The 21,622-nt window shown below is 71.3% G+C and carries 18 protein-coding genes and 1 tRNA gene; 8 read left to right on the top strand and 11 right to left on the bottom strand.

From position 1 onward, the window contains the following. Nucleotides 1-19: 19 nt before the first annotated feature. The 3 genes from ICC28_RS08590 to nth all read right to left on the bottom strand — a co-directional run bounded on the left by ICC28_RS08590 (nucleotide 20) and on the right by nth (nucleotide 3,557). Complete coding sequence (locus ICC28_RS08590; RefSeq protein ID WP_188287830.1) at nucleotides 20-1,219, bottom strand: MarP family serine protease; 1,200 nt, start codon at nucleotides 1,217-1,219, stop codon at nucleotides 20-22. A 63-nt stretch (nucleotides 1,220-1,282) separates the two neighbouring features. Then, complete coding sequence (locus tag ICC28_RS08585) at nucleotides 1,283-1,984, bottom strand: NUDIX hydrolase (RefSeq protein WP_188287829.1); 702 nt, start codon at nucleotides 1,982-1,984, stop codon at nucleotides 1,283-1,285. A 640-nt stretch (nucleotides 1,985-2,624) separates the two neighbouring features. After that, nucleotides 2,625-3,557, bottom strand: a complete 933-nt coding sequence (gene nth / locus ICC28_RS08580; RefSeq protein ID WP_188287828.1) for an endonuclease III — start codon at nucleotides 3,555-3,557, stop codon at nucleotides 2,625-2,627. A 252-nt stretch (nucleotides 3,558-3,809) separates the two neighbouring features. On the opposite strand from nth, the gene ICC28_RS08575 reads away from it, so the two are divergent. Both ICC28_RS08575 and ICC28_RS08570 read left to right on the top strand, forming a co-directional pair. Next, nucleotides 3,810-4,484, top strand: a complete 675-nt coding sequence (locus ICC28_RS08575; RefSeq protein ID WP_015658871.1) for a Crp/Fnr family transcriptional regulator — start codon at nucleotides 3,810-3,812, stop codon at nucleotides 4,482-4,484. A gap of 301 nt (nucleotides 4,485-4,785) precedes the next feature. Then, nucleotides 4,786-5,607 carry a nucleotidyltransferase domain-containing protein gene (locus ICC28_RS08570; RefSeq protein ID WP_188287827.1) on the top strand — a complete coding sequence of 274 codons (822 nt, stop codon included), beginning with the start codon at nucleotides 4,786-4,788 and terminating at the stop codon, nucleotides 5,605-5,607. 24 nt (nucleotides 5,608-5,631) lie between these two features. On the opposite strand, the gene ICC28_RS08565 is transcribed toward ICC28_RS08570, so the two are convergent. The 4 genes from ICC28_RS08565 to ICC28_RS08550 form a co-directional block, all read right to left on the bottom strand. Then, on the bottom strand, nucleotides 5,632-6,462 hold the full coding sequence (locus ICC28_RS08565; RefSeq protein WP_188287826.1) for an MBL fold metallo-hydrolase: 831 nt from the start codon (nucleotides 6,460-6,462) through the stop codon (nucleotides 5,632-5,634). After that, nucleotides 6,459-7,337 (bottom strand): NUDIX hydrolase, encoded by an 879-nt coding sequence (locus ICC28_RS08560; RefSeq protein ID WP_188287825.1) that lies wholly within the window; start codon nucleotides 7,335-7,337, stop codon nucleotides 6,459-6,461. The genes ICC28_RS08565 and ICC28_RS08560 overlap by 4 nt, the downstream gene beginning before the upstream one ends. Nucleotides 7,338-7,620: 283 nt before the next feature. Further along, nucleotides 7,621-8,088 (bottom strand): RidA family protein, encoded by a 468-nt coding sequence (locus ICC28_RS08555; protein WP_188287824.1) that lies wholly within the window; start codon nucleotides 8,086-8,088, stop codon nucleotides 7,621-7,623. Continuing rightward, nucleotides 8,085-8,246, bottom strand: coding sequence for a DUF4177 domain-containing protein (locus tag ICC28_RS08550; protein ID WP_003975360.1), 162 nt, complete (start codon nucleotides 8,244-8,246; stop codon nucleotides 8,085-8,087). The genes ICC28_RS08555 and ICC28_RS08550 overlap by 4 nt, the downstream gene beginning before the upstream one ends. Before the next feature lie 95 nt (nucleotides 8,247-8,341). Between ICC28_RS08550 and ICC28_RS08545 the strand changes: the two genes are divergently transcribed. Together ICC28_RS08545 and ICC28_RS08540 are read left to right on the top strand one after the other, a co-directional pair. After that, entirely contained in the window at nucleotides 8,342-9,319 is a 978-nt protein-coding gene (locus tag ICC28_RS08545) for an ArsA family ATPase (RefSeq protein WP_188287823.1), read from the top strand. After that, a complete protein-coding gene (locus ICC28_RS08540) occupies nucleotides 9,316-10,788 on the top strand; it encodes an ArsA family ATPase (RefSeq protein WP_188287822.1) in 1,473 nt (490 codons plus the stop codon). The genes ICC28_RS08545 and ICC28_RS08540 overlap by 4 nt, the downstream gene beginning before the upstream one ends. Nucleotides 10,789-10,856: 68 nt before the next feature. Here ICC28_RS08540 and wblA read toward each other — a convergent pair whose 3' ends face one another. Beyond that, a complete protein-coding gene (wblA, locus tag ICC28_RS08535) occupies nucleotides 10,857-11,195 on the bottom strand; it encodes a transcriptional regulator WblA (RefSeq protein WP_011029097.1) in 339 nt (112 codons plus the stop codon). Between the two features lie 407 nt (nucleotides 11,196-11,602). On the opposite strand from wblA, the gene ICC28_RS08530 reads away from it, so the two are divergent. Continuing rightward, entirely contained in the window at nucleotides 11,603-13,909 is a 2,307-nt protein-coding gene (locus ICC28_RS08530; protein WP_188287821.1) for a transglycosylase domain-containing protein, read from the top strand. Nucleotides 13,910-14,048: 139 nt separating this feature from the next. Here the strand turns inward: ICC28_RS08530 and ICC28_RS08525 are convergent, their stop codons facing one another. Then, nucleotides 14,049-14,513, bottom strand: a complete 465-nt coding sequence (locus ICC28_RS08525; protein WP_188287820.1) for a GatB/YqeY domain-containing protein — start codon at nucleotides 14,511-14,513, stop codon at nucleotides 14,049-14,051. 110 nt (nucleotides 14,514-14,623) lie between these two features. On the opposite strand from ICC28_RS08525, the gene ICC28_RS08520 reads away from it, so the two are divergent. The 3 genes from ICC28_RS08520 to ICC28_RS08510 all read left to right on the top strand — a co-directional run bounded on the left by ICC28_RS08520 (nucleotide 14,624) and on the right by ICC28_RS08510 (nucleotide 16,518). Continuing rightward, complete coding sequence (locus ICC28_RS08520) at nucleotides 14,624-15,550, top strand: metallophosphoesterase (protein WP_188287819.1); 927 nt, start codon at nucleotides 14,624-14,626, stop codon at nucleotides 15,548-15,550. Nucleotides 15,551-15,625: 75 nt separating this feature from the next. Further along, nucleotides 15,626-16,411, top strand: coding sequence for a Pr6Pr family membrane protein (locus tag ICC28_RS08515; protein ID WP_188287818.1), 786 nt, complete (start codon nucleotides 15,626-15,628; stop codon nucleotides 16,409-16,411). 33 nt (nucleotides 16,412-16,444) lie between these two features. Further along, nucleotides 16,445-16,518, top strand: a tRNA-Pro gene (locus tag ICC28_RS08510). 178 nt (nucleotides 16,519-16,696) lie between these two features. Here ICC28_RS08510 and ICC28_RS08505 read toward each other — a convergent pair. Together ICC28_RS08505 and ICC28_RS41245 are read right to left on the bottom strand one after the other, a co-directional pair. Further along, nucleotides 16,697-17,410, bottom strand: a complete 714-nt coding sequence (locus ICC28_RS08505; RefSeq protein ID WP_188287817.1) for a hypothetical protein — start codon at nucleotides 17,408-17,410, stop codon at nucleotides 16,697-16,699. Continuing rightward, a complete protein-coding gene (locus tag ICC28_RS41245; RefSeq protein ID WP_188287816.1) occupies nucleotides 17,407-21,570 on the bottom strand; it encodes a CHAT domain-containing protein in 4,164 nt (1,387 codons plus the stop codon). Before ICC28_RS41245 ends, ICC28_RS08505 begins: the two co-directional genes overlap by 4 nt. Nucleotides 21,571-21,622 lie beyond the last annotated feature (52 nt).

Genomic DNA, 21,622 nt, shown 5'->3' with positions numbered 1-21,622 from the left:
ACCGGACCGGTCCTCCGATCTACAGCGCGCAGCTGTCGCTGTCGACCTGCTCGTTGGCGGTACGCCCGGCGGTGATGTCCTCCTGGATCTCGTCCACCGTCAGCGCGTAGCCGGTGTCGGCGTCGTCCAGGGACTTCGCGAAGACCACGCCGTACACCTTGCCCTCGGGTGTGAGCAGCGGGCCGCCGGAGTTGCCCTGACGGACGGTCGCGTACAGCGAGTACACGTCACGGCGCACGGTGCCGCGGTGGTAGATGTCCGGACCGTTGGCCGGGATGCGCCCGCGGACGCGCGCGGCGCGGACGTCGTAGGCGCCGTTCTCCGGGAAGCCCGCGATGATCGCGTCGTCGCCGCTGTCGGCGTCCGTGGTCGTGAACTGGAGTGCAGGCGCGTCGAGGTCGGGTACGTCGAGCACGGCGATGTCGCGCTTCCAGTCGTACAGGACGACCGTCGCGTCGTACTTGCGGCCCTCGCCGCCTATCTGGACGGTGGGTTCGTCGACGCCGCCCACGACATGGGCGTTGGTCATCACGCGGCGGCCGGAGAAGACGAAGCCGGTGCCCTCCAGCACCTTGCCGCAACTCTCCGCGGTGCCCACGACCTTGACGATGGATTTCTTCGCGGTGGTGGCGACGGCGCTGTTCGCCAGGGCCGGGTCGGGAGGCTGGACCTCGTTGATGGGCTCGTTGGCGAACGGGCTGAAGACCTGCGGGAAGCCGTTCTGCGCGAGGATCGAGGAGAAGTCGGCGAACCAGGTGTCGGCCTGTGAGGGCAGCGCCCGGGACACGCCGAGCAGCACCTTGGAGCTACGGACCTCCTTGCCGAGCGTCGGCAGGGTGGTGCCGGCCAGGGCCGAGCCGATCAGCCAGGCGACCAGGAGCATCGCGACGACGTTGACCAGGGCGCCGCCGGTCGCGTCCAGGGCGCGCGCCGGGGACCAGGTGATGTACCGGCGGAGCTTGTTGCCCAGGTGGGTGGTCAGGGCCTGGCCGACGGAGGCGCAGACGATGACGACGACCACGGCGACCACCGCGGCGGTCGTGCTGACCTCGGCGTTGTCCGTCAGCGCGTCCCAGATGACCGGAAGCAGGTAGACGGCGACAAGGCCGCCGCCGAGGAAGCCGATCACCGACAGGATGCCGACGACGAAGCCCTGGCGGTAGCCCACGATCGCGAACCACACGGCGGCGACCAGCAGCAGGATGTCCAGCACGTTCACCGCTTCAAGCCTCGCCTCGTCACTTCACGCTCCCCCGGAATACACAGCACGGCGCCCACCCTGTCATGACCGCCAGTCCAGCGGGACCTGCCTGTCCCGGTCCCAGGGCCGCTCCCAGCCCGAGAAGTGGATCAGGCGGTCGATGATCCCGGCGGTGAAACCCCAGACCAGGGCCGATTCGACCAGGAATGCCGGGCCTCGGTGGCCGCTGGGGTGAATGGCCGTGGCGCGGTTGGCGGGGTCCGTGAGATCCGCCACGGGGACGGTGAAGACCCGGGCGGTCTCGTTCGGATCGACGACGCCGACCGGGGTGGGCTCGCGCCACCAGCCCAGTACCGGGGTGACGACGAAGCCGCTGACCGGGATGTACAGGCGGGGCAGCACGCCGAAGAGCTGCACGCCGGACGGGTCGAGCCCGGTCTCCTCCTCGGCCTCGCGAAGGGCGGCCCGCAGGGGCCCGTCGGCCTTCGGGTCGCCGTCCTCGGGGTCGAGGGCGCCGCCGGGGAAGGAGGGCTGGCCGGCGTGCGAGCGCAGGGAGCTGGCCCGCTCCATGAGCAGCAGCTCGGGCCCGCGCTCGCCGTCCCCCTCGCCGAACAGGATCAGGACGGCGGACTGGCGTCCCGCGCCGCTCTCCGGCGGCAGGAAGCGGCTCAGCTGCACCGGCTGGACCGTCTCCACGGCGTGCACCACCGGGTCCAGCCAGGCGGGCAGCCCGTCCTTGCTGAGCACCACCGGCCCGCCCTGCGTATCGCTCGCACGCGTCATCGCCACCCCCGTCGTCCTGCCGTGTCCAACGCCGGTCCACGCCGAGATCGTTCCAGCCCCGCCCCCTGAGATCGTCCCGGATTCCACCCCGAGACCGGCCCTCTGCCTCGCCCGCGGGCAGGGCTCCGCCCGAACGGAACCCCGGCCGCCCCCTGCCCGGGCCACCCGGTCCGACACCGGCCCGCCTCCCGGCCGTACCCCACGCGAAGCCGCACGGGGGCGGGGTCCAGGGCGGGCTGCCGGAGCCGGGCGGGGGCGGGGCCCGCGGATCGTCGGCGGAGCCGGGCGGGACCCTGGAGCCCTTTCCGGAGCCGGGAGAGGACGGGATCCACAGGCCCTTGCCAGAGCCACGTCAGGACCAGGCCCGCGGCCGACTTCCGGAGCTGCCCCGGAACGAGCCCCGCGCACCCCGGCCGAAGCGGCGCCACGGCAGGCACCGCGAACTGCTGCCGGAGCCGCCGGAGCCGTCGCAGGGCGAGAGCCGCGGCCGGCTTTCGGGGCGCCCTCGGGCCGAGACCCGCAGCCGCCCGTCGATGCGCCCTCGGAACAGGGCCCGCCACCGCCTGGCCAACCGGCCGGTCGTCAGTCGGTTCGGGGTGTGGTGGGTGGGGTTCGCGGGGGTGGACCGTTGCGTGGTCTGTCATCCGGCCCCCAGGGGCGGGGCCGGTTTGCCGCCTGCGTCGAGGTAGGACTGTGGGGGGTTGAGGCGTTGGCCGGGGAAGCCGCCCTTTTCGTACTTGAGGAGTTTCTTCGCCTTCTCGGGGTCCGTTTCGCCCTCGCCGTATGCCGGGCAGAGCGGGGCGATGGGGCAGGCGCCGCAGGCCGGCTTGCGGGCGTGGCAGATGCGGCGGCCGTGCCAGATCACGTGGTGGGAGAGGTCTGTCCAGTCGCTCTTGGGGAACAGCGCCCCGACCTCGGCCTCGATCTTGTCGGGGTCCGTCTGCTCGGTCCACCGCCAGCGCCGTACCAGCCGCTGGAAGTGCGTGTCGACGGTGATGCCGGGCCGCCCGAACGCGTTGCCCAGGACGACGAAGGCGGTCTTGCGGCCGACGCCGGGCAGCTTGACGAGGTCCTCCAGACGGCCCGGCACCTCACCGCCGAAGTCCTCCGCCAGCGCCTTGGACAGCCCTATGACCGACCTGGTCTTGGCCCGGAAGAAGCCGCACGGGCGCAGGATCTCCTCGACCTCCTCCGGGTTGGCGGCGGCCAGGTCCTCCGGGGTCGGGTACTTGGCGAAGAGCGCGGGGGTCGTCTGGTTCACGCGCAGATCGGTCGTCTGGGCGGACAGCACGGTGGCGACCACGAGTTGGAAGGGGTTCTCGAAGTCGAGTTCGGGATGGGCGTACGGATAGACCTCGGCGAGCTCGCGGTTGATACGGCGGGCCCGGCGGACCAGCGCGGTGCGCGACTCCTCCTTCGGCGCCCCGCCCCCGGCCGGCTTCCTGACCGGCTTGACCTGCTTGACGGGCGCTTTCCCGGCCGACACCGACACCGCCTTCTTTGCCGCTTTTGCCGTTTTCTTTCCGCCACCGGGGTCCTGTTCGCCCACAGCGGAATCTCGACGTACAACCACCCGCCCAGCCCCCTTGGCCTGTGCTCTCACCGGCGATTTGGACACCCGGCCAGCCTAAAGCCCGGCACCGACATCCGCCCCGGCCCCTGGAGATCAGCCCCCAATTGGCCCCCTGCCGCTTACCCCGGGACACCTGTGCGGCATCCTTGTGACAGATCACACTGTTTGGACGGTCCGGCAAAATGGGGAGCACGGTCCCCTGGTACCAAGGGGGAGGAAGATCCCCTGAGCAGGTCGACAAGGAGAGAACTCGTGGACGACGTTCTGCGGCGCAACCCGCTCTTCGCGGCACTCGACGACGAGCAGTCCGCCGAACTGCGCGCCTCCATGAGTGAGGTGACCCTCGCACGGGGCGACTCCCTGTTCCACGAGGGCGACCCCGGTGACCGGCTCTACGTCGTCACCGAAGGCAAGGTCAAGCTCCACCGCACCTCCCCCGACGGCCGCGAGAACATGCTCGCCGTCGTCGGCCCCGGCGAACTCATCGGCGAGCTGTCGCTCTTCGACCCGGGCCCGCGTACGGCGACCGCCACCGCGCTGACCGAGGTCAAGCTGCTCGGCCTCGGCCACGGCGACCTCCAGCCCTGGCTGAACGCCCGCCCCGAGGTGGCCACCGCGCTGCTGCGCGCCGTCGCCCGCCGACTGCGCCGCACCAACGACGCGATGTCCGACCTCGTCTTCTCGGACGTCCCCGGTCGCGTCGCGCGCGCCCTGCTGGACCTCTCCCGCCGCTTCGGCGTGCAGTCCGAGGAGGGCATCCACGTCGTCCACGACCTCACGCAGGAGGAGCTGGCCCAGCTGGTCGGCGCGTCCCGCGAGACCGTGAACAAGGCGCTCGCCGACTTCGCCCAGCGCGGCTGGCTGCGCCTGGAGGCCCGCGCGGTGATCCTGCTGGACGTGGAGCGCCTCGCCAAGCGGTCCCGCTGACACTCGGTCCTGCCGTACGGCTGTTCGGGGTCCGTCTCCTCATGGGGCGGGCCCTGTTCGCGTCATGGGACGGCCCTGTTCGCGTCATGAGGCGGGCCTGTTCGCGTCATGAGGCGGGCCTGTTCGCGTCACCGTCCCGGAGCCCGTCCCGGACCCCCCTCCCAGCCCCCCTCCTCCCAGACCCCCTTTTCGGCCCTGGACCGGCCTCGGCCTCGTCCCCGAGCGCCGGACGGGGTACGGGCAAGCCCGCCCACGCCGAAAATGCCCCGCCCCGGCCGCCCCGCCGGGGCACAGTTGTTCCATGGCCGAAACCGTTCAGCGACCCGGACTCGACCCCCGGGGGTACATCGAGCGCGAGGGATCGCTCGCGCGCATCGCCCCGGACTTCCGCCCGGTCGTCGCCACCGCGCGCGACCGGCTGCTCGACGTGTTCGGCGCACGTGTGGACAGCGCGTACCTCTACGGGTCGATTCCGCGCGGCACCGCGCGCGTGGGGCGCAGCGACCTCGATCTGCTGGTCGCGCTGCGCGCGGAGCCGGCCGACGCCGACCGGGAGGACGCCCGGGCGCTCGGCGAGGCGCTCGACAAGGAGTTCGCGCAGATCGACGGCGTAGGCACGCTCCTGTACAGCCGGGCGCGGCTGCTGAGCGACCTGGAGACGTACGACCTGGGGTGGTTCGTGGCGTGCCTGTGCACCCCGCTGCTCGGCGAGGACCTCGCCGAGTACCTGCCGCGCTACCGGCCCGACTCCGTGCTCGCCCGGGAGACCAACGGGGACCTCGCCGTCCTCCTCCCCCGCTGGCGGGACCGTATCGCCGCCGCCGAGGACTCCGAGGAGGCGCGCAGACCGCTCGTCCGGTACATGTCCCGCCACCTGGTCCGCACCGGCTTCACGCTCGTCATGCCCCGCTGGAACGGCTGGACCAGCGACCTGGGGGAGATGGCGGAGGCGTTCGCCTCGTACTACCCGAGGCGGGCGGAGCAACTGCGGGCGGCGGCCGCCCTCGGCCACGACCCGACCGGCGACCCGGCCGTACTGCGCTCCTACGTCGACGATCTCGGCCCGTGGCTGGCCGCGGAGTACGCGCGCGTGCACGGCGTGAAGGCACCGCGCCCCGACTGAGGCCGGGCGGGGCTCCGGAAGGGCCTAGATGAGCCCGTGCTCCGACAGGTACTCCAGTTGCGCCCGCACCGACAGCTCGGCGGCCGGCCACAGGGAGCGGTCCACGTCCGCGTACACATGGCGGACGACCTGCTCGGCGGTCCGGTAGCCGTCCTCGACGGCCGTCTCGACCTGGGCGAGGCGGTGGGCGCGGTGGGCGAGGTAGAACTCCACGGCCCCCTGGGCGTCCTCCAGGACCGGCCCGTGGCCGGGCAGCACCGTGTGGACGCCGTCGTCGACCGTGAGCGAGCGCAGCCGACGCAGGGAGTCCAGGTAGTCGCCGAGACGGCCGTCGGGGTGCGCCACGACCGTCGTGCCCCGCCCGAGGACGGTGTCGCCGGTCAGGACCGCGCGGTCGGCCGGGAGGTGGAAGCACAGGGAGTCCGCGGTGTGCCCGGGCGTCGGTACGACCCTCAGCTCGAGGCCACCGACTCGCACCACGTTCCCGGCGGCCAGGCCTTCGTCCCCGAGCCGCAGCGCCGGGTCCAGTGCGCGCACCTTGGTGCCGGTCAGCCCGGCGAACCGTACGGCGCCCTCGGCGTGGTCGGGGTGTCCGTGCGTCAGCAGGGTGAGGGCGATGCGCTTGCCGGCCTGCTCGGCGGTGTCGATCACGGCCCGCAGGTGGCCCTCGTCCAGCGGGCCCGGGTCGACCACGACGGCCAGGTCCGAGCCGGGCTCGGACAGGATCCAGGTGTTCGTGCCGTCCAGGGTCATCGCGGAGGGATTGGGCGCGAGGACGTTCACCGCGCGCGGGGTGGCCGGGCCGGAGAGGACCCCGCCCCGCGGCCGGCCGGGAAGAGTGCTGGCGTCCGTCATGCGGGGGCTCCACCGTTCGGCGCGGTCGGGATGTGCTTGGTGAACTCCTCGTGCCCCGGCCAGGAGAGCACGATCTCGCCGTCCTCCAGGTCCGCCCGGGCCAGGACGGGGGTCATGTCCCGGGCGGGGGCGGCCGCGAGGGCCTCGGCGGCCGTGGCGTACGGCGCGAGCTGGCGCAGGGTGGCGATCGTGGGCGGCATCATCAGCAGCTCGCCCCTGTCGTACGAGGCCGCCGCGCCCGTAGGCCCGATCCACACCGTGCGGTCGGCCTCCGTGGAGGCGTTGCGGGTGCGCTGGCCCTCCGGGAGGGCGGCCACGAAGAACCACGTGTCGTACCGCTTGGGTTCGAACTCCGGGGTGATCCAGCGTGTCCAGGCGCCCAGCAGGTCGGAGCGCAGGACCAGGCCGCGGCGGTCCAGGAACTCCGCGAACGACAGGTCGCGGGCGACCAGGGCCGCGCGGTCCGCCTCCCAGTCCTCCCCCGTGGTGTCGCCCACGACGGAATCGGCGGCGGGGCCGGCGAGCAGGACGCCCGCCTCCTCGTACGTCTCCCGGACGGCCGCGCAGACGATCGCCTGCGCGCCCGCCTCGTCCGTGCCGAGCCGGTCCGCCCACCACGCGCGCGTGGGGCCCGCCCAGCGGACGTGGTGCTCGTCGTCGCGGGGGTCCACGCCGCCGCCCGGGTAGGCGTAGGCGCCGCCGGCGAAGGCCATCGAGGCGCGTCTGCGCAGCATGTGGACGGCGGGGCCGGTGGCGGTGTCCTTCAGGAGCATGACGGTGGCCGCGCGCTTCGGGGTCACCGGGGTGAGGGTGCCCTCCGCGAGCGCGCGGATACGGGCGGGCCACTCCGGGGGGTACCACTGACCGTTCGCCATGTGCGGAGGCTATCTCGGGGTGCGCGGATGTTCGAGAGGTGCCTGGAGTGGGAGGTGGGGCGGGGTGCGGTACGCCCGCGGGGTGCCCGCGGGGTGCCGCTCTCTTCGGGCGCGGGCGCCGCCCCGGCGGCACGAGCGCCCGCAGCAGCCGCTTCCGGTCGGGCAGCGCCCCGAAGGGGCGCGGGGAACTGCGCGACCAGCCCCCGCACACCCGCAGCCGCAGCCGCAGCCGCAGCCGCACCGAACAGGCGACGTGCCGGCGACCGCCGTCAGGCGATACTCGTTACTCCCCGGTGAGTTCCACCTGCACCTCGACCTCGACCGGCGCGTCCAGCGGGAGCACCGCGACGCCCACCGCGCTGCGCGCGTGGACGCCCTTGTCGCCGAGGACCTCGCCGAGGAGTTCGCTGGCGCCGTTGATGACACCCGGCTGGCCGGTGAAGTCAGAGGCGGAGGCGACGAAGCCGACGACCTTCACCACGCGCGCGATCCGGTCCAGGTCGCCGGCGACGGACTTGACCGCGGCGAGGGCGTTGAGCGCGCACGTACGGGCGAGGTCCTTCGCCTCCTCGGCCGTGACCTCCGCGCCCACCTTCCCGGTGACCGGAAGCTTGCCCTCCACCATGGGCAGCTGACCGGAGGTGTACACGTAGACGCCCGACTGCACGGCCGGCTGGTAGGCGGCCAGCGGCGGCACGACCTCCGGCAGCGTCAGGCCCAGCTCGGCCAGCCGGGCCTCGACCGCGCTCACGCCTGCTTCTCCCGCTTCAGGTAGGCCACGAGCTGTTCGGGGTTGTTCGGCCCGGGCACGACCTGGACGAGCTCCCAGCCGTCCTCGCCCCAGGTGTCCAGAATCTGCTTCGTGGCATGGACGAGCAGCGGCACGGTTGCGTATTCCCACTTGGTCATGTGGCCGACTTTAACGCCTGCTCTTCCGCCCCTCGCGCCCACGTTGTCCACAGCCTCCGGCGTGATCCGGCGGGCGACTGGTTAGGCTCGAAGGTGTGAGCAGGTTCCAGGTCGTCAGCGGCAAGGGCGGGACCGGAAAGACCACGGTCGCCGCAGCACTCGCGCTCGCCCTCGCGACCGAGGGGAAGCGGACGCTTCTCGTCGAGGTCGAGGGCAGACAGGGCATCGCACAGCTCTTCGAGACGGAGGCGCTGCCCTATGAGGAACGGAAGATCGCCGTGGCGCCGGGCGGCGGGGAGGTGTACGCCCTCGCCATCGATCCCGAACTGGCCCTTCTGGACTACCTCCAGATGTTCTACAAGATGGGCGGCGCGGGCCGCGCGCTGAAGAAGCTCGGCGCCATCGACTTCGCCACCACCATCGCCCCGGGTCTCCGGGACGTCCTGCTGACCGGCAAGGCGTGCGAGGCGGTCCGGCGCAAGGACAAGCAGGGCCGGTTCGTCTACGACTACGTCGTGATGGACGCCCCGCCCACCGGGCGTATCACCCGCTTCCTGAACGTCAACGACGAGGTCGCCGGCCTCGCCAGGATCGGCCCGATACACAATCAGGCGCAGGCCGTGATGCGGGTGCTGAAGTCGTCGGAGACGGCGGTGCACCTGGTGACGCTGCTGGAGGAGATGCCGGTCCAGGAGACCGTGGACGGCATCGCCGAGCTGCGGGCGGCCCGGCTGCCGGTGGGCCGGGTCATCGTGAACATGGTGCGGCCGCAGGTGTTGGACGCGGCCGACCTGGAACTCGTACGCAGCACCCCCCGTGCGGCCCTCGCGCAGTCCCTGTCGGCGGCCGGTCTCGGCGGGGCGCGGCGCGGCGGGCACGCGGAGCGGCTGGTGGACCCGCTGCTGGCGCAGGCCGAGGAGTACGCCGAGCGGTACACGCTGGAGCACGAGCAGCGTGCCGTCCTCGCCGAGCTGGGCCTGCCGTTGCACGAACTGCCGCTGCTCGCCGAGGGAATGGACCTGGCGGGACTGTACGAACTGGCCACCGAGCTGCGAGAGCAGGGGATGAAATGAGCCCGGCCCCGGACGCCGACAGGTCCCAGCCCCAGGCCCACCCGGCCCACCATCACCTCTCCCCCGTGCGCGGGCTGGACGTCGATCCCCTGCTGGACGACCCGGAGACCCGGATCATCGTGTGCTGCGGTGCGGGCGGCGTGGGCAAGACGACGACCGCGGCGGCGCTCGGTCTGCGCGCGGCCGAGCGCGGCCGGAAGGTAGTGGTCCTCACCATCGACCCGGCCCGCCGGCTCGCGCAGTCCATGGGCATCGACTCGCTCGACAACACCCCACGCCGTGTGAAGGGCGTCGACGGCGAGGGCGAACTGCACGCGATGATGCTCGACATGAAGCGCACCTTCGACGAGATCGTCGAGGCGCACGCGGACCCCGAGCGGGCGGCCGCGATCCTGGGCAACCCCTTCTACCAGTCGCTCTCTGCGGGCTTCGCGGGCACGCAGGAGTACATGGCGATGGAGAAGCTGGGCCAGCTGCGGGCGAAGGACGAGTGGGACCTGATCGTCGTGGACACGCCTCCGTCGCGGTCCGCGCTGGACTTCCTGGACGCGCCCAAGCGGCTCGGTTCGTTCCTCGACGGCAAGCTGATCCGCGTCCTGCTGGCCCCCGCCAAGGTCGGCGGCCGGGCCGGGATGAAGTTCCTGAACGTCGGCATGTCGATGATGACCGGCGCCCTGGGCAAGCTGCTCGGCGGACAGCTGCTGAAGGACGTGCAGACGTTCGTGGCCGCGATGGACTCGATGTTCGGGGGATTCCGTACGCGCGCGGACGCGACGTACAAGCTGCTCCAGGCGCCCGGAACGGCGTTCCTGGTGGTCGCGGCGCCGGAGCGGGACGCGCTGCGCGAGGCCGCGTACTTCGTGGAGCGGCTGGCCGCCGAGGACATGCCGCTCGCGGGTCTGGTGCTCAACCGGGTCCACGGCAGCGGCGCCGACCGGCTGTCGGCCGAGCGGGCGCTCGCCGCCGCGGAAAATCTTGAGGAGTCCCGCATTGTGGATCAGGACGGCGGGAAAGCTGGACTTCGTAACTCTCCCGACACGTACGGCAGTTCAGAATCTCCCGCACCCGAGTCCGCACCCGAGGCCGCAACCAAGCCCGTATCCGAGGCCGTAATCGAGCCCACACCCGCGCCCGTACCCGAGGCCGTAATCGAGCCCGCGCCCGCATCCGAGCCCGCACCCGAGGTCGTCGAGGAAGGCTCCCCCGCCGCCATGGACACGGCCCCGGCTCACCCTTCGGCGCCCCCCGTCGACCAACTCACCGCGGGCCTGCTGAGGCTGCACGCCGACCGTATGCACCTGCTCTCCCGCGAGCAGCGCACACGTGACCGCTTCACCGCGCTCCACCCCGAGGTGGCGGTGGCCGAGGTGGCCGCGCTGCCCGGCGATGTGCACGACCTCGCGGGGCTGCGGGACATCGGAAACCGGCTGGCCGCCGGCCGACCGGAGCTGCCCAACTCCGGGGCCTGAGCCAACGGGGCCCGAATCGGCCCGAGTCAGCGGGGCCTGAGCAACAGGCCCGAGCCGCCCGGTGGGCCTCAGCCCACCGCCGCGTAGTTCTCGTACACCTCGTCGTCGTCGAGGGGCACGATGCCCACTCCGCGCTCGTACTCCGTACGAGCCGTCTCCAGCAGCCGACGCCACGAGGTGACGGTGGGACGCCTGCGCAGCAGTGCGCGACGCTCCCGTTCCGTCATGCCTCCCCACACGCCGAACTCGACGCGGTTGTCGAGCGCATCGGCCAGACATTCCGTGCGTACCGGACATCCGGTGCACACCGCCTTGGCCCTGTTCTGCGCTGCTCCTTGAACGAACAGTTCATCCGGATCGGTAGTGCGGCAGGCCGCCTGCGCACTCCAGTCGGTTACCCAGCCCATACCGGCGCCGTCCTCTCCCGAATCGAGGCTCCCCCACGGCGGCAGCGGCATATTCACCGCCGCCAGTTGAGGACGTTACGGAAGGTGGGCACAGCGCAACACCCCCAGCGGGCCCAATCTTGAATGGTCCGAACGGACTATGCGTAAGCGGCAGATCACCCGGGGGAGTGAGCTGGTGACATGCGTGATCATCCCGGCAAAGCGGGACAGTTCAGTTGAGTCACAACGGGCGCCGGGTGACACACAAGGCGGATTCGGACACGTGCCCATCAAAAAAGTGATGGGCGACCGGAACGATTCGGGGTCCCCGGACGTATTGATACGTAGCCCTACTGCTGTGACAGTTGAGAGCAGCTTAGGCCAAGGCATATACGCGTGTCCGGCGAATGAGAACGTAGGCTGCCCCTATGCCAAACAAGCGCTCGGGTGGTGGTCTGTCGCCAACGCAGCAGGCCGCCAAGTTCCTCGGTGTCAGCGTGCTCGCAGGAGCCGTCCTGGCAGGCATCGCCCTGCCCGCGGTCGGCGCGCTCGGGCTGGCCGCCAAGGGCTCGGTGGAGAGCTTCGACGAGCTACCGGCCAACCTCAAGACGCCGCCGCTGAGCCAGCGCACCACGATCCTCGACGCCAAGGGCGGCACGATCGCCACGGTCTACTCGCGCGACCGCACGGTGGTCGAACTCGACGACATCTCGCCCTACATGCAGAAGGCGATCGTCGCCATCGAGGACGCCCGCTTCTACAAGCACGGCGCGATCGACATGAAGGGCGTCCTGCGCGCCCTGAACCGCAACGCGCAGACCGGCGGGGTCTCCGAGGGCGCCTCCACGCTCACCCAGCAGTACGTCAAGAACGTCTTCGTCGAGGAGGCCGGCGACGACCCGACGAAGGTCGCCGAGGCCACCCAGCAGACGCTCGGCCGCAAGATCCGCGAGCTGAAGTTCGCGATCCAGGTCGAGCAGGAGCTGGGCAAGAAGAAGATCCTCGAGAACTACCTGAACATCACGTTCTTCGGCCAGCAGGCCTACGGCGTGGAGGCCGCCTCCCGCCGCTACTTCTCCAAGTCGGCCAAGAACCTCAAGCTCCAGGAAGCGGCGCTGCTCGCCGGCATCGTCCAGTCGCCCTCGCGCTACGACCCGGTCAACGACGAGGCCGAGGCCACCAAGCGGCGCAACACCGTGCTCCAGCGCATGGCCGAGGTCGGCAACATCTCCCAGGCGGAGGCCGACGCGGCCAAGGAGCTGCCGCTGGGCCTGAAGGTCAGCAAGCCCAAGAACGGCTGCATCACCGCGGTCAAGGGCGCGGGCTTCTTCTGCGACTACGTCCGCGCGGTGTTCCTGCAGGACCCGGTCTTCGGCAAGACCAAGGAGGACCGGGCCAAGATCTGGAACCAGGGCGGCCTGCGGATCCGTACGACCCTCGACCCGCAGTCCCAGGAGTCGGTCCAGCAGTCGGTCAAGGACCACGTCTACCAGAGCGACGACGTGGCGACCGCCGCGACGATCGTCGAGCCCGGCACCGGCAAGATCCTCGCCATGGGCCAGTCCCGCCCGTACGGCTTCGGCAAGAACGAGACGCAGATCAACCTCTCCGTCGACGCGGCCATGGGCGGCGGCGCGGGCTACCAGCCCGGTTCGACGTTCAAGCCGATCGTGGCGGCGGCGGCGCTGGAGGGGGGCATGCCGGCGAACAAGGTGTACCGGTCGCCGTACGAGATGGACTACCCGAGCCCGGTCTCGCAGTGCAACGGCGGGACGTGGAACGAGAAGGGCGTCCCGGTCGCCAACGAGAACGAGTCCGAGGTCGGCCCGTACGACATGAAGGAAGCGACCGCCCTGTCGGTCAACACCTACTACATCGAAATGATCAGCGAGATCGGCATCTGCCCGGTCACGGAGATGGCCGCGAAGATGGGCGTCGAGCGCGCGGACGGCGCCAAGATGGGCCAGGGCCCCTCCATCGCCCTCGGCACCCAGGAGATGTCCCCGCTGACCATGGCGAACGGCTACGCCACCTTCGCCGCCCGCGGCATGTACTGCACGCCGATCGCCATCGAGTCGATCACTCAGCGCGTGGGCGACCAGAGCAAGTCCCTCGAAGTCCCCAAGTCGACCTGCTCGCGCGCGATGTCCGAGAAGACCGCCGACACCATCAACACCCTGCTGCGGGGCGTGGTCGAGGACGGTACGGGCCGGCAGGCCGGCCTCAGCGGCCGCGACAGCGCGGGCAAGACCGGTACGACGGACGAGCGCTACGCCGCCTGGTTCGTGGGCTACACCCCGAACATGGCCGGCGCGGTCTGGGTCGGCGACCCCGCGCACAAGCGGAAGATGCAGGACATCACCATCGGTGGCGTCTGGCACGCCAAGGTCTTCGGTGGCCAGGTCCCCGGCCCGATCTGGAACGCCATGATGTCCGGCGCGCTGGAGGGCAGGGAGGCGCCCGAGTTCAACCGCGTCTACATCCCCCCGAGCGACAAGGGCGACCGGGACAGGGACAGGGACCGGGACGGCGATGACGACGACAACGGCAACGGCGACGACAACGGCAATGGGAACGGCAACGGCAACGCCGGTTTCATCGGCGGTCTGATCGACGGCGGCACCACCACCGGCACCGACGGCGGCACCACGGCCCCGGAACCGACGTTCTCGATCCCGGAGGACTTCTTCCGCGGCCAGACGAACAGCGGCAACGGCAACGGCGGCCGGGACTGACGTCTCCCCGCCACGGCTACGGCCCCTTCCCCTCCGTAGAGGGAAAGGGGCCGTAAGTCTCTGCCGTAGAGGGAAAGGGGCTGTAGGCCTGGGCCGTAGAAGGAAAGGGGCCGTAGGCCTCTGCGGCGACCGGTGTCGGTCAGCCGGCGAGCAGCTTCTTCACGGCGGCGGCCACGCGGCCGCCCTCGGCCTGGCCGGCCACCTTCGGGTTGACGATCTTCATGACGGCGCCCATGGCCCGCGGCCCCTCGGCACCGGCCGCCTTGGCCTCCACGACGGCCTGGGCGACGATCTGCTCCAGCTCCTCGTCGCTGAGCTGCTTGGGCAGGTACGCGGCGAGGACCTCGCCCTCCGCCTTCTCCCGCTCGGCCGACTCGGCACGGCCACCCTGCGCGAAGGCGTCCGCGGCCTCGCGCCGCTTCTTCGCCTCCTTGGCGATCACCTTCTGCACCTCGTCATCGGAGAGCTCGCGCTTCTCCTTGCCCGCGACCTCCTCCTTGGTGATCGCGGCGAGCGTCAGCCGGAGCGTCGAGGAGCGGAGCTCGTCGCGCTCCTTGATCGCGGCGTTGAGGTCGTCCTGCAGCTTCGACTTGAGCGTGGTCATGGGGTCGATTGTCGCAGGTACGGCGGGCAGGGCGCCCGTCGATTTCCGCGGCGGGGCGCGCAAGGGGCGGCCGGGCACGGGAGTTGGGCGCGGTCTGACACGATGGAGGTATGCGCGCGCGATACGGAGTACCTCTGGGGATCGCGGCGGCTGGCGCCGCCGGACTGCTCTACTCGGCCGGGTTCGAGGCCCGCTCCTTCCGGCTCCGACGGGTGACGGTGCCCGTCCTGCCCGCCGGGATGCGCCCCCTGCGCGTACTGCAGGTCTCCGACATCCACATGGTGAGCGGGCAGCGCAAGAAGCAGCGCTGGCTGCGCTCGCTGGCCGGCCTGCGCCCCGACTTCGTGATCAACACGGGCGACAACCTCTCCGACCCCGAGGGCGTGCCGGAGGTCCTGGACGCGCTCGGCCCGCTGATGGAGTTCCCGGGCGCGTACGTCTTCGGCTCCAACGACTACTACGGCCCCAAGCTGCGCAACCCCGCCCGCTACCTGATCGAGAAGGCCCAGGGCCGCCACGGCCTGAACGGCAACCCCCCCGTCGTAGGAGCGATCCACAACCCGTGGGAGGACCTGCGGGACACCTTCGACACGGCCGGCTGGCTGAACCTCACCAACACGCGCGGCACGCTGAAGATCGACGGCATGTCCGTGGAGCTGACGGGCCTGGACGACCCGCACATCAAGCGCGACCGCTACGCCGAGGTGGCGGGCGGCCCGTCCGGTACGGCGGACTTCTCGATGGGCGTGGTGCACGCCCCGTACCTCCGCGTCCTGGACTCCTTCACGGCGGACGACTACCCCCTGATCCTGGCGGGCCACACGCACGGCGGCCAGCTCTGCATCCCGTTCTACGGCGCCCTGGTCACCAACTGCGACCTGGACACGGACCGCGTGAAGGGCCTGTCCACGCACACGGCGCAGGGCCGCACCTCCTACCTCCACGTCTCGGCGGGCTGCGGAGCCAACCGCTACACCCCGTTCCGCTTCGCCTGCCCCCCGGAGGCAACGCTGCTGACGCTGGTGGGCCGGGACTAAGCACCTCCCCCGAGGGGGTAACCCGCACGGCCCGCCCGTATCGCCCGTTTCATCCCCCCTGCTTAGCGTGAGGGCATGACCGCCCCCATACCCAGGGACATCCCGGATCTGCCCGCCGTTCCGGGCATGCCCGGACTCCTGCCCTCGCCCGTCCCCGCCACGGCGGTGGTGACCCCCGTACGCCGCCGCCCGACCGCCGTCTACCGCCTGCTCATCGCCGCGGCCGCGGCCGGCGCGGTGACCGTCGAACTCCTCTCCGACAGCCCCCTGCGCACCCTGAGCCACTTCTCCGTCCAGAGCAACATCCTGCTGGCCCTGGTCATGCTCCTCGCGGCCCGCCGCGCCTGGACGGCCCGCCGCCCCCTCCCCCCGGCCCTGACGGGCGCGGCCCTGCTCTACGTCACGGTCACCGGCCTCGTCCACCACCTGCTCCTGGCCAACGCGACGAGCCCCTTCCCTCTGACCGGCGAGACGGCACCCCCCACAGGCTGGCACGCCGTGGCCCACCACACCCTCCACACGGTCACACCGATCGCCGCCCTCCTCGACTGGCTCCTCCTGACGGCCCCCGGCGGCCTACGCCTCCGCCACACCGCGACCTGGCTCCTCTACCCCCTGGCCTACCTCGCGTTCTCCCTGGCCAGAGGCGAACTCCTGCTCCCCGGCACCGACGGCCGCTACCTCTACCCGTTCCTCGACGTCGGCCTGCACGGCTACAAGAGCGTCCTCGGCAACGCCCTCCTCCTCGGCCTCTCCCTCTACGCCCTGGCCGTCCTCCTCGTAGCCCTCGACCACACCCGCCCGAACCCCGTCCGCCACCGCGCCAAAACCGGATTTCGTCTCCAGCCACCGGTGGGCTAAAGTAAACGACGTCGCCGCGACAGCAGCGACGATCGGGGTGTAGCGCAGCTTGGCAGCGCGCTTCGTTCGGGACGAAGAGGTCGTGGGTTCAAATCCCGCCACCCCGACAGGGAAATAGCAGGTCAAGGGCCTGATCCGGAAGCGGATCAGGCCCTTGTCGTGTTCTTTGGTGATCGTGGAGGGGGGAGGCCCTGAGAGGGGCTTGGGCGGGGTCCCGGGGGTGGGGGCTGGGGAGGGCGGTTGTTGGGGGCGTGTTGGCGGGTGGTGGTGGGTGCCGCAGGCCGGTCAGGCATCGTTCTGACGGGTGGGGTGGTGGCGCAGGTTGATGGTGCGTAGGGCTGTGGGGAGGTCTGCGCGGTAGGGGATCAGGCCGAAGCGGCGGTGTTTGATGGTGGCTGCGAGTGTTACGCGGGCGTGGACCGGGGCTCCGGCGGCGGCCTTTACGATCAGGGTGAAGGTCTCGTCGCCGATCAAGGGGTGCCGGCGGGTCGCCTGCATGCGCCATTCGGGGTCGCTGTCTCTTTCGCCCATGCCGATGACGAAGAGGTCCTCCCGGCCTTGTCCGGGGGTGAGTTCCAGGCTGGACTCGACGATCGCGAGCTTGGCGCTGAGTGTGACGGTGGTCGCCCGTTCCACGGGGTGGGAGCGCTTCTTGGGGGAGATCGACCAGGCGATGGGCTGTCGATCGGCCGGCTCGTCGGGGGATTCCAGGAGGACGCCGAGGGCGGCGTCGGCGAAGGGTGCGCCGTTTGCGGGCGGGCGGAAGGCGCACGTCAGGCTGAGAAGGAGGTAGTCGCTGTGCGATGCCTCGGCCGTCAGGAAGCCGAGCCACTCCGCGTCGCCCGCGGCTGCCTCTTCCGGCGTCAGGGGGTGGACGACGGCGGTGCTGAGCGACACCCGCCCTTCGACGCGGTGCTGAGGGGCGGGTGACTGCAGCCTGGGGACCTCCACCAGGTCGATCTCGTGGAGCTGCGTCGGAGGCAGTTCGAGTCGGGTCACGAGGGAACTCCGTTGTTCGCGTCCGAAGGGCGCCGGTCGCGCCGGTCGCGCCAGTCGCCGATGAAGCAGAACGAGCCCCAGTCACGGAACGCCGGATGGCGGGCGCGCACAGCCAACTGCGCGGCGCGAAAGGCGGCTCGCCGGTCCGCTGTACGCGCGAGGTGCTCGTACAGCGAGCCGAAGAACTCCGTGGCCACTTGGGGGTGGACCGGCCACAGGCACCCGATGACGGCCGAGGCCCCGGCGGACAGGAACGCGGCGGGCAGACCACGCAGGTTGTCGTTGGCGTCGAAGCGCCCCAGGGCGGACTCGCAGGAGCTCATCGTCACGAGTTCGACGCCTCTCAGGTCGGTGCGGAGAACATCATGGGCGAAAAGGCGGCCGTCGTTGTCCGAATCCGGTGAGAGGAACAGGCACTGGTACCACGACGCCCACTCGTTGTGCGCCCCATGGGCGGCGATGTGGACGTACCGGGCGTCGGCGAGTTCGTCGAGCAGTCGCCGAGGTGTCGCCTTGTCCCCCAGCACCGCCTGACCGCCCATCGCCGCGGCGACCTGTGCCGCGTGTACTTCCAGGTCGTCCTGCGCGAGCAGGCCGTGCGCGACGCCCCCGCCCGCGGAGGCGAAGGCGACGAGCCCACGCCTGCGTGAGCGGTGGGGGCCGCCGGTCGCGGGCGCACGGAGAAGGCCCAGGCTCGGTACTTGTGTGACGGTCCAGTCCTCGGCGAGGGGACGGCCGTTGACCTCCAGCAGGTGGTAAGGGACGTAGTGGAGGGGGCCGTTGGGCCAGACGCAGACATGCCGCTTGCCCAGGGAGCGCCAGCGGTCCATGGAAGCGGCGAAGCCCGCCAGATACGGGTCGCTGTCCTCCCGGAGCTGTCTGTGTGCCTCACGGCTGACGAGCCTGTGCAACGGGTCCGCGACGACGGCGTGGCGCAGGTCCGCGACGTGAAATGCCACCGGGTGGGCGGAAACCCTGTGTGTCGCGCGCGTGAAGCGAATCAGCCCGGCTTCGAAGTTCGGCAGGAGCACGGTGTGGTGCTCCGTGTCTTCGCGGGTGACCGCCAGGCCGGAAAGAGAAGTCACCGGAGTCGCGGAGCCGTCCCGACGGGCATGACCGAGATACAGCGACAGCAGCACCGTGTCCTCGGGCAGCAGCGTCTGCACCTCGTCGGGGAACATCACCGGTATGCGGTCCAGCGAGCCGGTGGCGAGGAGTTCCTGGCTGATCCAACGTTCCGCGACGCGCTGCGTATTGCGGTGTTCCGCTTCGGCACCACCGTCGATTTCGGACTCGCCGGTGCCCGCGTAGAACAGCATGGCGTCCTCGGCGCTCGGCAACTCCGGTTCGCTCAGCGGCGCGGACAGCCGGCGCTCCTGCGCGCTGGTGCGGGTGAGGAACTGCGACAGTCTCGCGGACGGTGTGAACGGGCCGGGCCGCTCTGCGACGGCCGTGAAGTCGATGCCCTTGGCGGCCTGGTGAATGGCCAGCATCAGGCCGTGAGAGAGGGTGGGGCCGCTCAGTTTGAGGACCAGCTGCTGGTAGAGATCCCGCAGCTTCCAGCCGATGACCTCGTCGACGCCACCCCTCAGCCACACGGAGGCCGGGACCAACGCCGCCACAGCCATGTCGGCGTCGGTGCCGTCGGCCGCCAGTGCGCTGCGCAAGGCGGCGTCGAGGCTGTTCAATGCCAGGTCGATCTGACCGCACGAGGCGTACGCGGCGAGCGCGTCGACGAAGTGGCGTACAGCCGGGGCCTCTTGTCCCGCCTCCGAAGCGCGCAGCGCCAGGTCGTAGGAGAGCACACCGTCCAGGTAGCGCAGCGCGGGGCCGCATCGACGGCCCAGTTCCGGAGCCAGTTCCCAGGCCTGCGCCAGCAGCGCTCGGCCGATGTGCTCCTCTGCGTTGCCCCGGGCGTGCGCGGCGAGGTGGATGAGCGTCGCCGCAAGCGCCTGGGGAGGCCAGTCCTCGTCTTCGGCGCGGGTACGAAGCCGGTCGGCGGCCTCCGCCACCCGGATCGGCCCCGCCGTACACCGCAGCCGGTTCTCTGCCAGGCAGTGCACCTCACTGGCCCATCGGCGTCGGCGGTAGGTGTCCCCGGGCAGCTCCGGCAGTGCGCGGTCGGCCGCCTCGATCAGCCGGAACTCCAGATCGGGTCGCCGGGCCTCCTCGGCGAGCGTGAGCGCCTCGGCGAAGACGCTCGCGGCCTCCTGTGCCCCCAGTTGTTCCCGGACGGCACTCAGTGGCAGGGGCAACACGTCCCGAAGGTCGTCGGGCAACGAGAGCTCGCCCAGGAACCGCAGGACTCTCAGCAGGTACAAGTGAGCGAGGGGATCGCGGGTCGGGTCCAACAGGTCGAACGCCTCACGGACGACAATCCGGATCTCCTCGTCGCGCGACTCCTGCGCGAGGCCGGCGGCCAGGGACAGCGTCTCGGCGAGCGCTTTGAGGACCCGCCCCCGGTTGTGACCGCGCGACAGGTCAGCGGCCTCGCGCAGATAGGTCAGCGCCTCCTCGGCCGCGGCCTGCGGGGAAGGCATCTCGGCGGTGTCGGGGGGATCGGAGGGAAGGGAGTCGTCGGGGTGGACCGAGCGGTGGCGGGCCTGGCGGTCACGCCACAGGTCGTGGGCCGACTCGAAGGTGAGGCCCGACATCTGCCCCACGTAGGGGCTGAGACGCAGCAGTCCCGCCGCGAACAGCGTCTCCGCGAGTTCGGCCACGTCTTCGGCCCGGTCATGGTGGCGCAGAACGGAGATCTGCTCGTCGGCCACGGCACAGGCACGGCGAAAGAGTCGGCCGTCGGCCGCCTCGATCAACGCAAGCCGCCCCGCTTCGACATAGGCGTCGGCCGCCCACCACCACGGCGTCCCCTGTCCCGTACCCCATCGGGACCTCGCGGCCTCCAGCGCGAGGGTGAGCGCCGGCACCGCGTCGCCCGGCATGCCCTCGCGCACCAGGCGCAGTGCTCCGAACACCACAGAGTCCACGGCGGCCTCCGAAAGTTCGAAGGACCGCTCCCTCACTCTGCGTACGGCCTCGCTCTCGGTCACGATCCGCGACGACACCTGCCGCGCGAGATCGGTCAAAGCGGCGGCCTGGCGCCTCACCGCGGCCGCGTCCGGACGGCACGCCCCGTCTCCGTCGGCCACGGAGGGCGGCTGACCGGCCGACGGAAGCCCATCGGTCCTGTCGGCGCGGGGCATCCGCTCAAGGAGGAGTCCCATGACCCTGCTCAGATCGGCCAGGCGCGCCCGGCGCCCCGCACCCCGCGCCAGGTCGACCGCGCAGCGCAGCCACTCGACCGCCTCCCGCAGCACCGCTACGACACTGCCGTCGTCGCCCGCCGTCGACGACGACGCCGATGCGGCGCGACGGCCGAGCGTCGCACCGAGACCGGCCGCCGCTCGCGCATACGCGGCAGTGCCTACGGCGGCGTCGGCGACCGCGTTCCGGTAGGCGCCCTCGGCAAGGGTGAGGTCCTCGGCGTTCCCCCCGATCTCGAAGCGCCGTACGAGCGCGTCGCCGAGGGACGACAGACGGCTCGCACGCCGTTCGGCGGACGGCTCCTGGAGAGCGGCGACGTGGCCCAGCAGCTCCACCGCGGCGTCCGCGTCGGCTCTTCGTTCCACCGCGGGTCGATCGGGTACCGCCGCGCGGTGGGTGAGCGCCAGCCCGTGCAGTGTGTCCCGGTACGCGTTGTCGGCGCTGTCGGCGCTGTCGGTGACGGTACCGATCAGGCCGAGGGCCCGGCCGAGGGCGGCAGAGTCGCCCTTCTCCTCGTAGTCGACGAGCAGATCCGCGGCATGGTCCAGCGGATCGCTCCACGGGTCGTACCCGGTCTCGGCCGTGAGCCGGGGCCACAGCGCACGCGGCACTCGTCGGTGGTCGACCAGGTAGAGCAGGCCGAACACACCGATCGCCGTCTCCAGGTCCCGAGCGCCGAGGTCCTCGCTCCGCCGCGCCAGGGAGCGGGCCCAGTAGAACGCCGCGACGGTGTGCAGCACGTCGGGGTCGGCCGCTTCCGGGCCCCGCCCGCCCACTGTTGCGAAGAGGTCTGCCGCGACGGCCGCGGCGTCGTCCTCAAGCACACTCCGCGGGTCCCCGCCGTTGCTGAACTCCGCCACCCGAGCGGCCAGCTCACCAACGCGCTCGTCCTCCACGAGTCCCCCCGTCCTCCGGAGGTGCCATCGTAGTGAAGTCGCCCGGACGACC

Origin of the sequence: Streptomyces sp. TRM68416 (assembly GCF_014596915.1) — a bacterium.
Taxonomy (GTDB): Bacteria; Actinomycetota; Actinomycetes; order Streptomycetales; family Streptomycetaceae; genus Streptomyces.
Note: the sequence above shows the minus strand (reverse complement) of the source record. Positions and strands in the feature narration are given on the sequence as shown.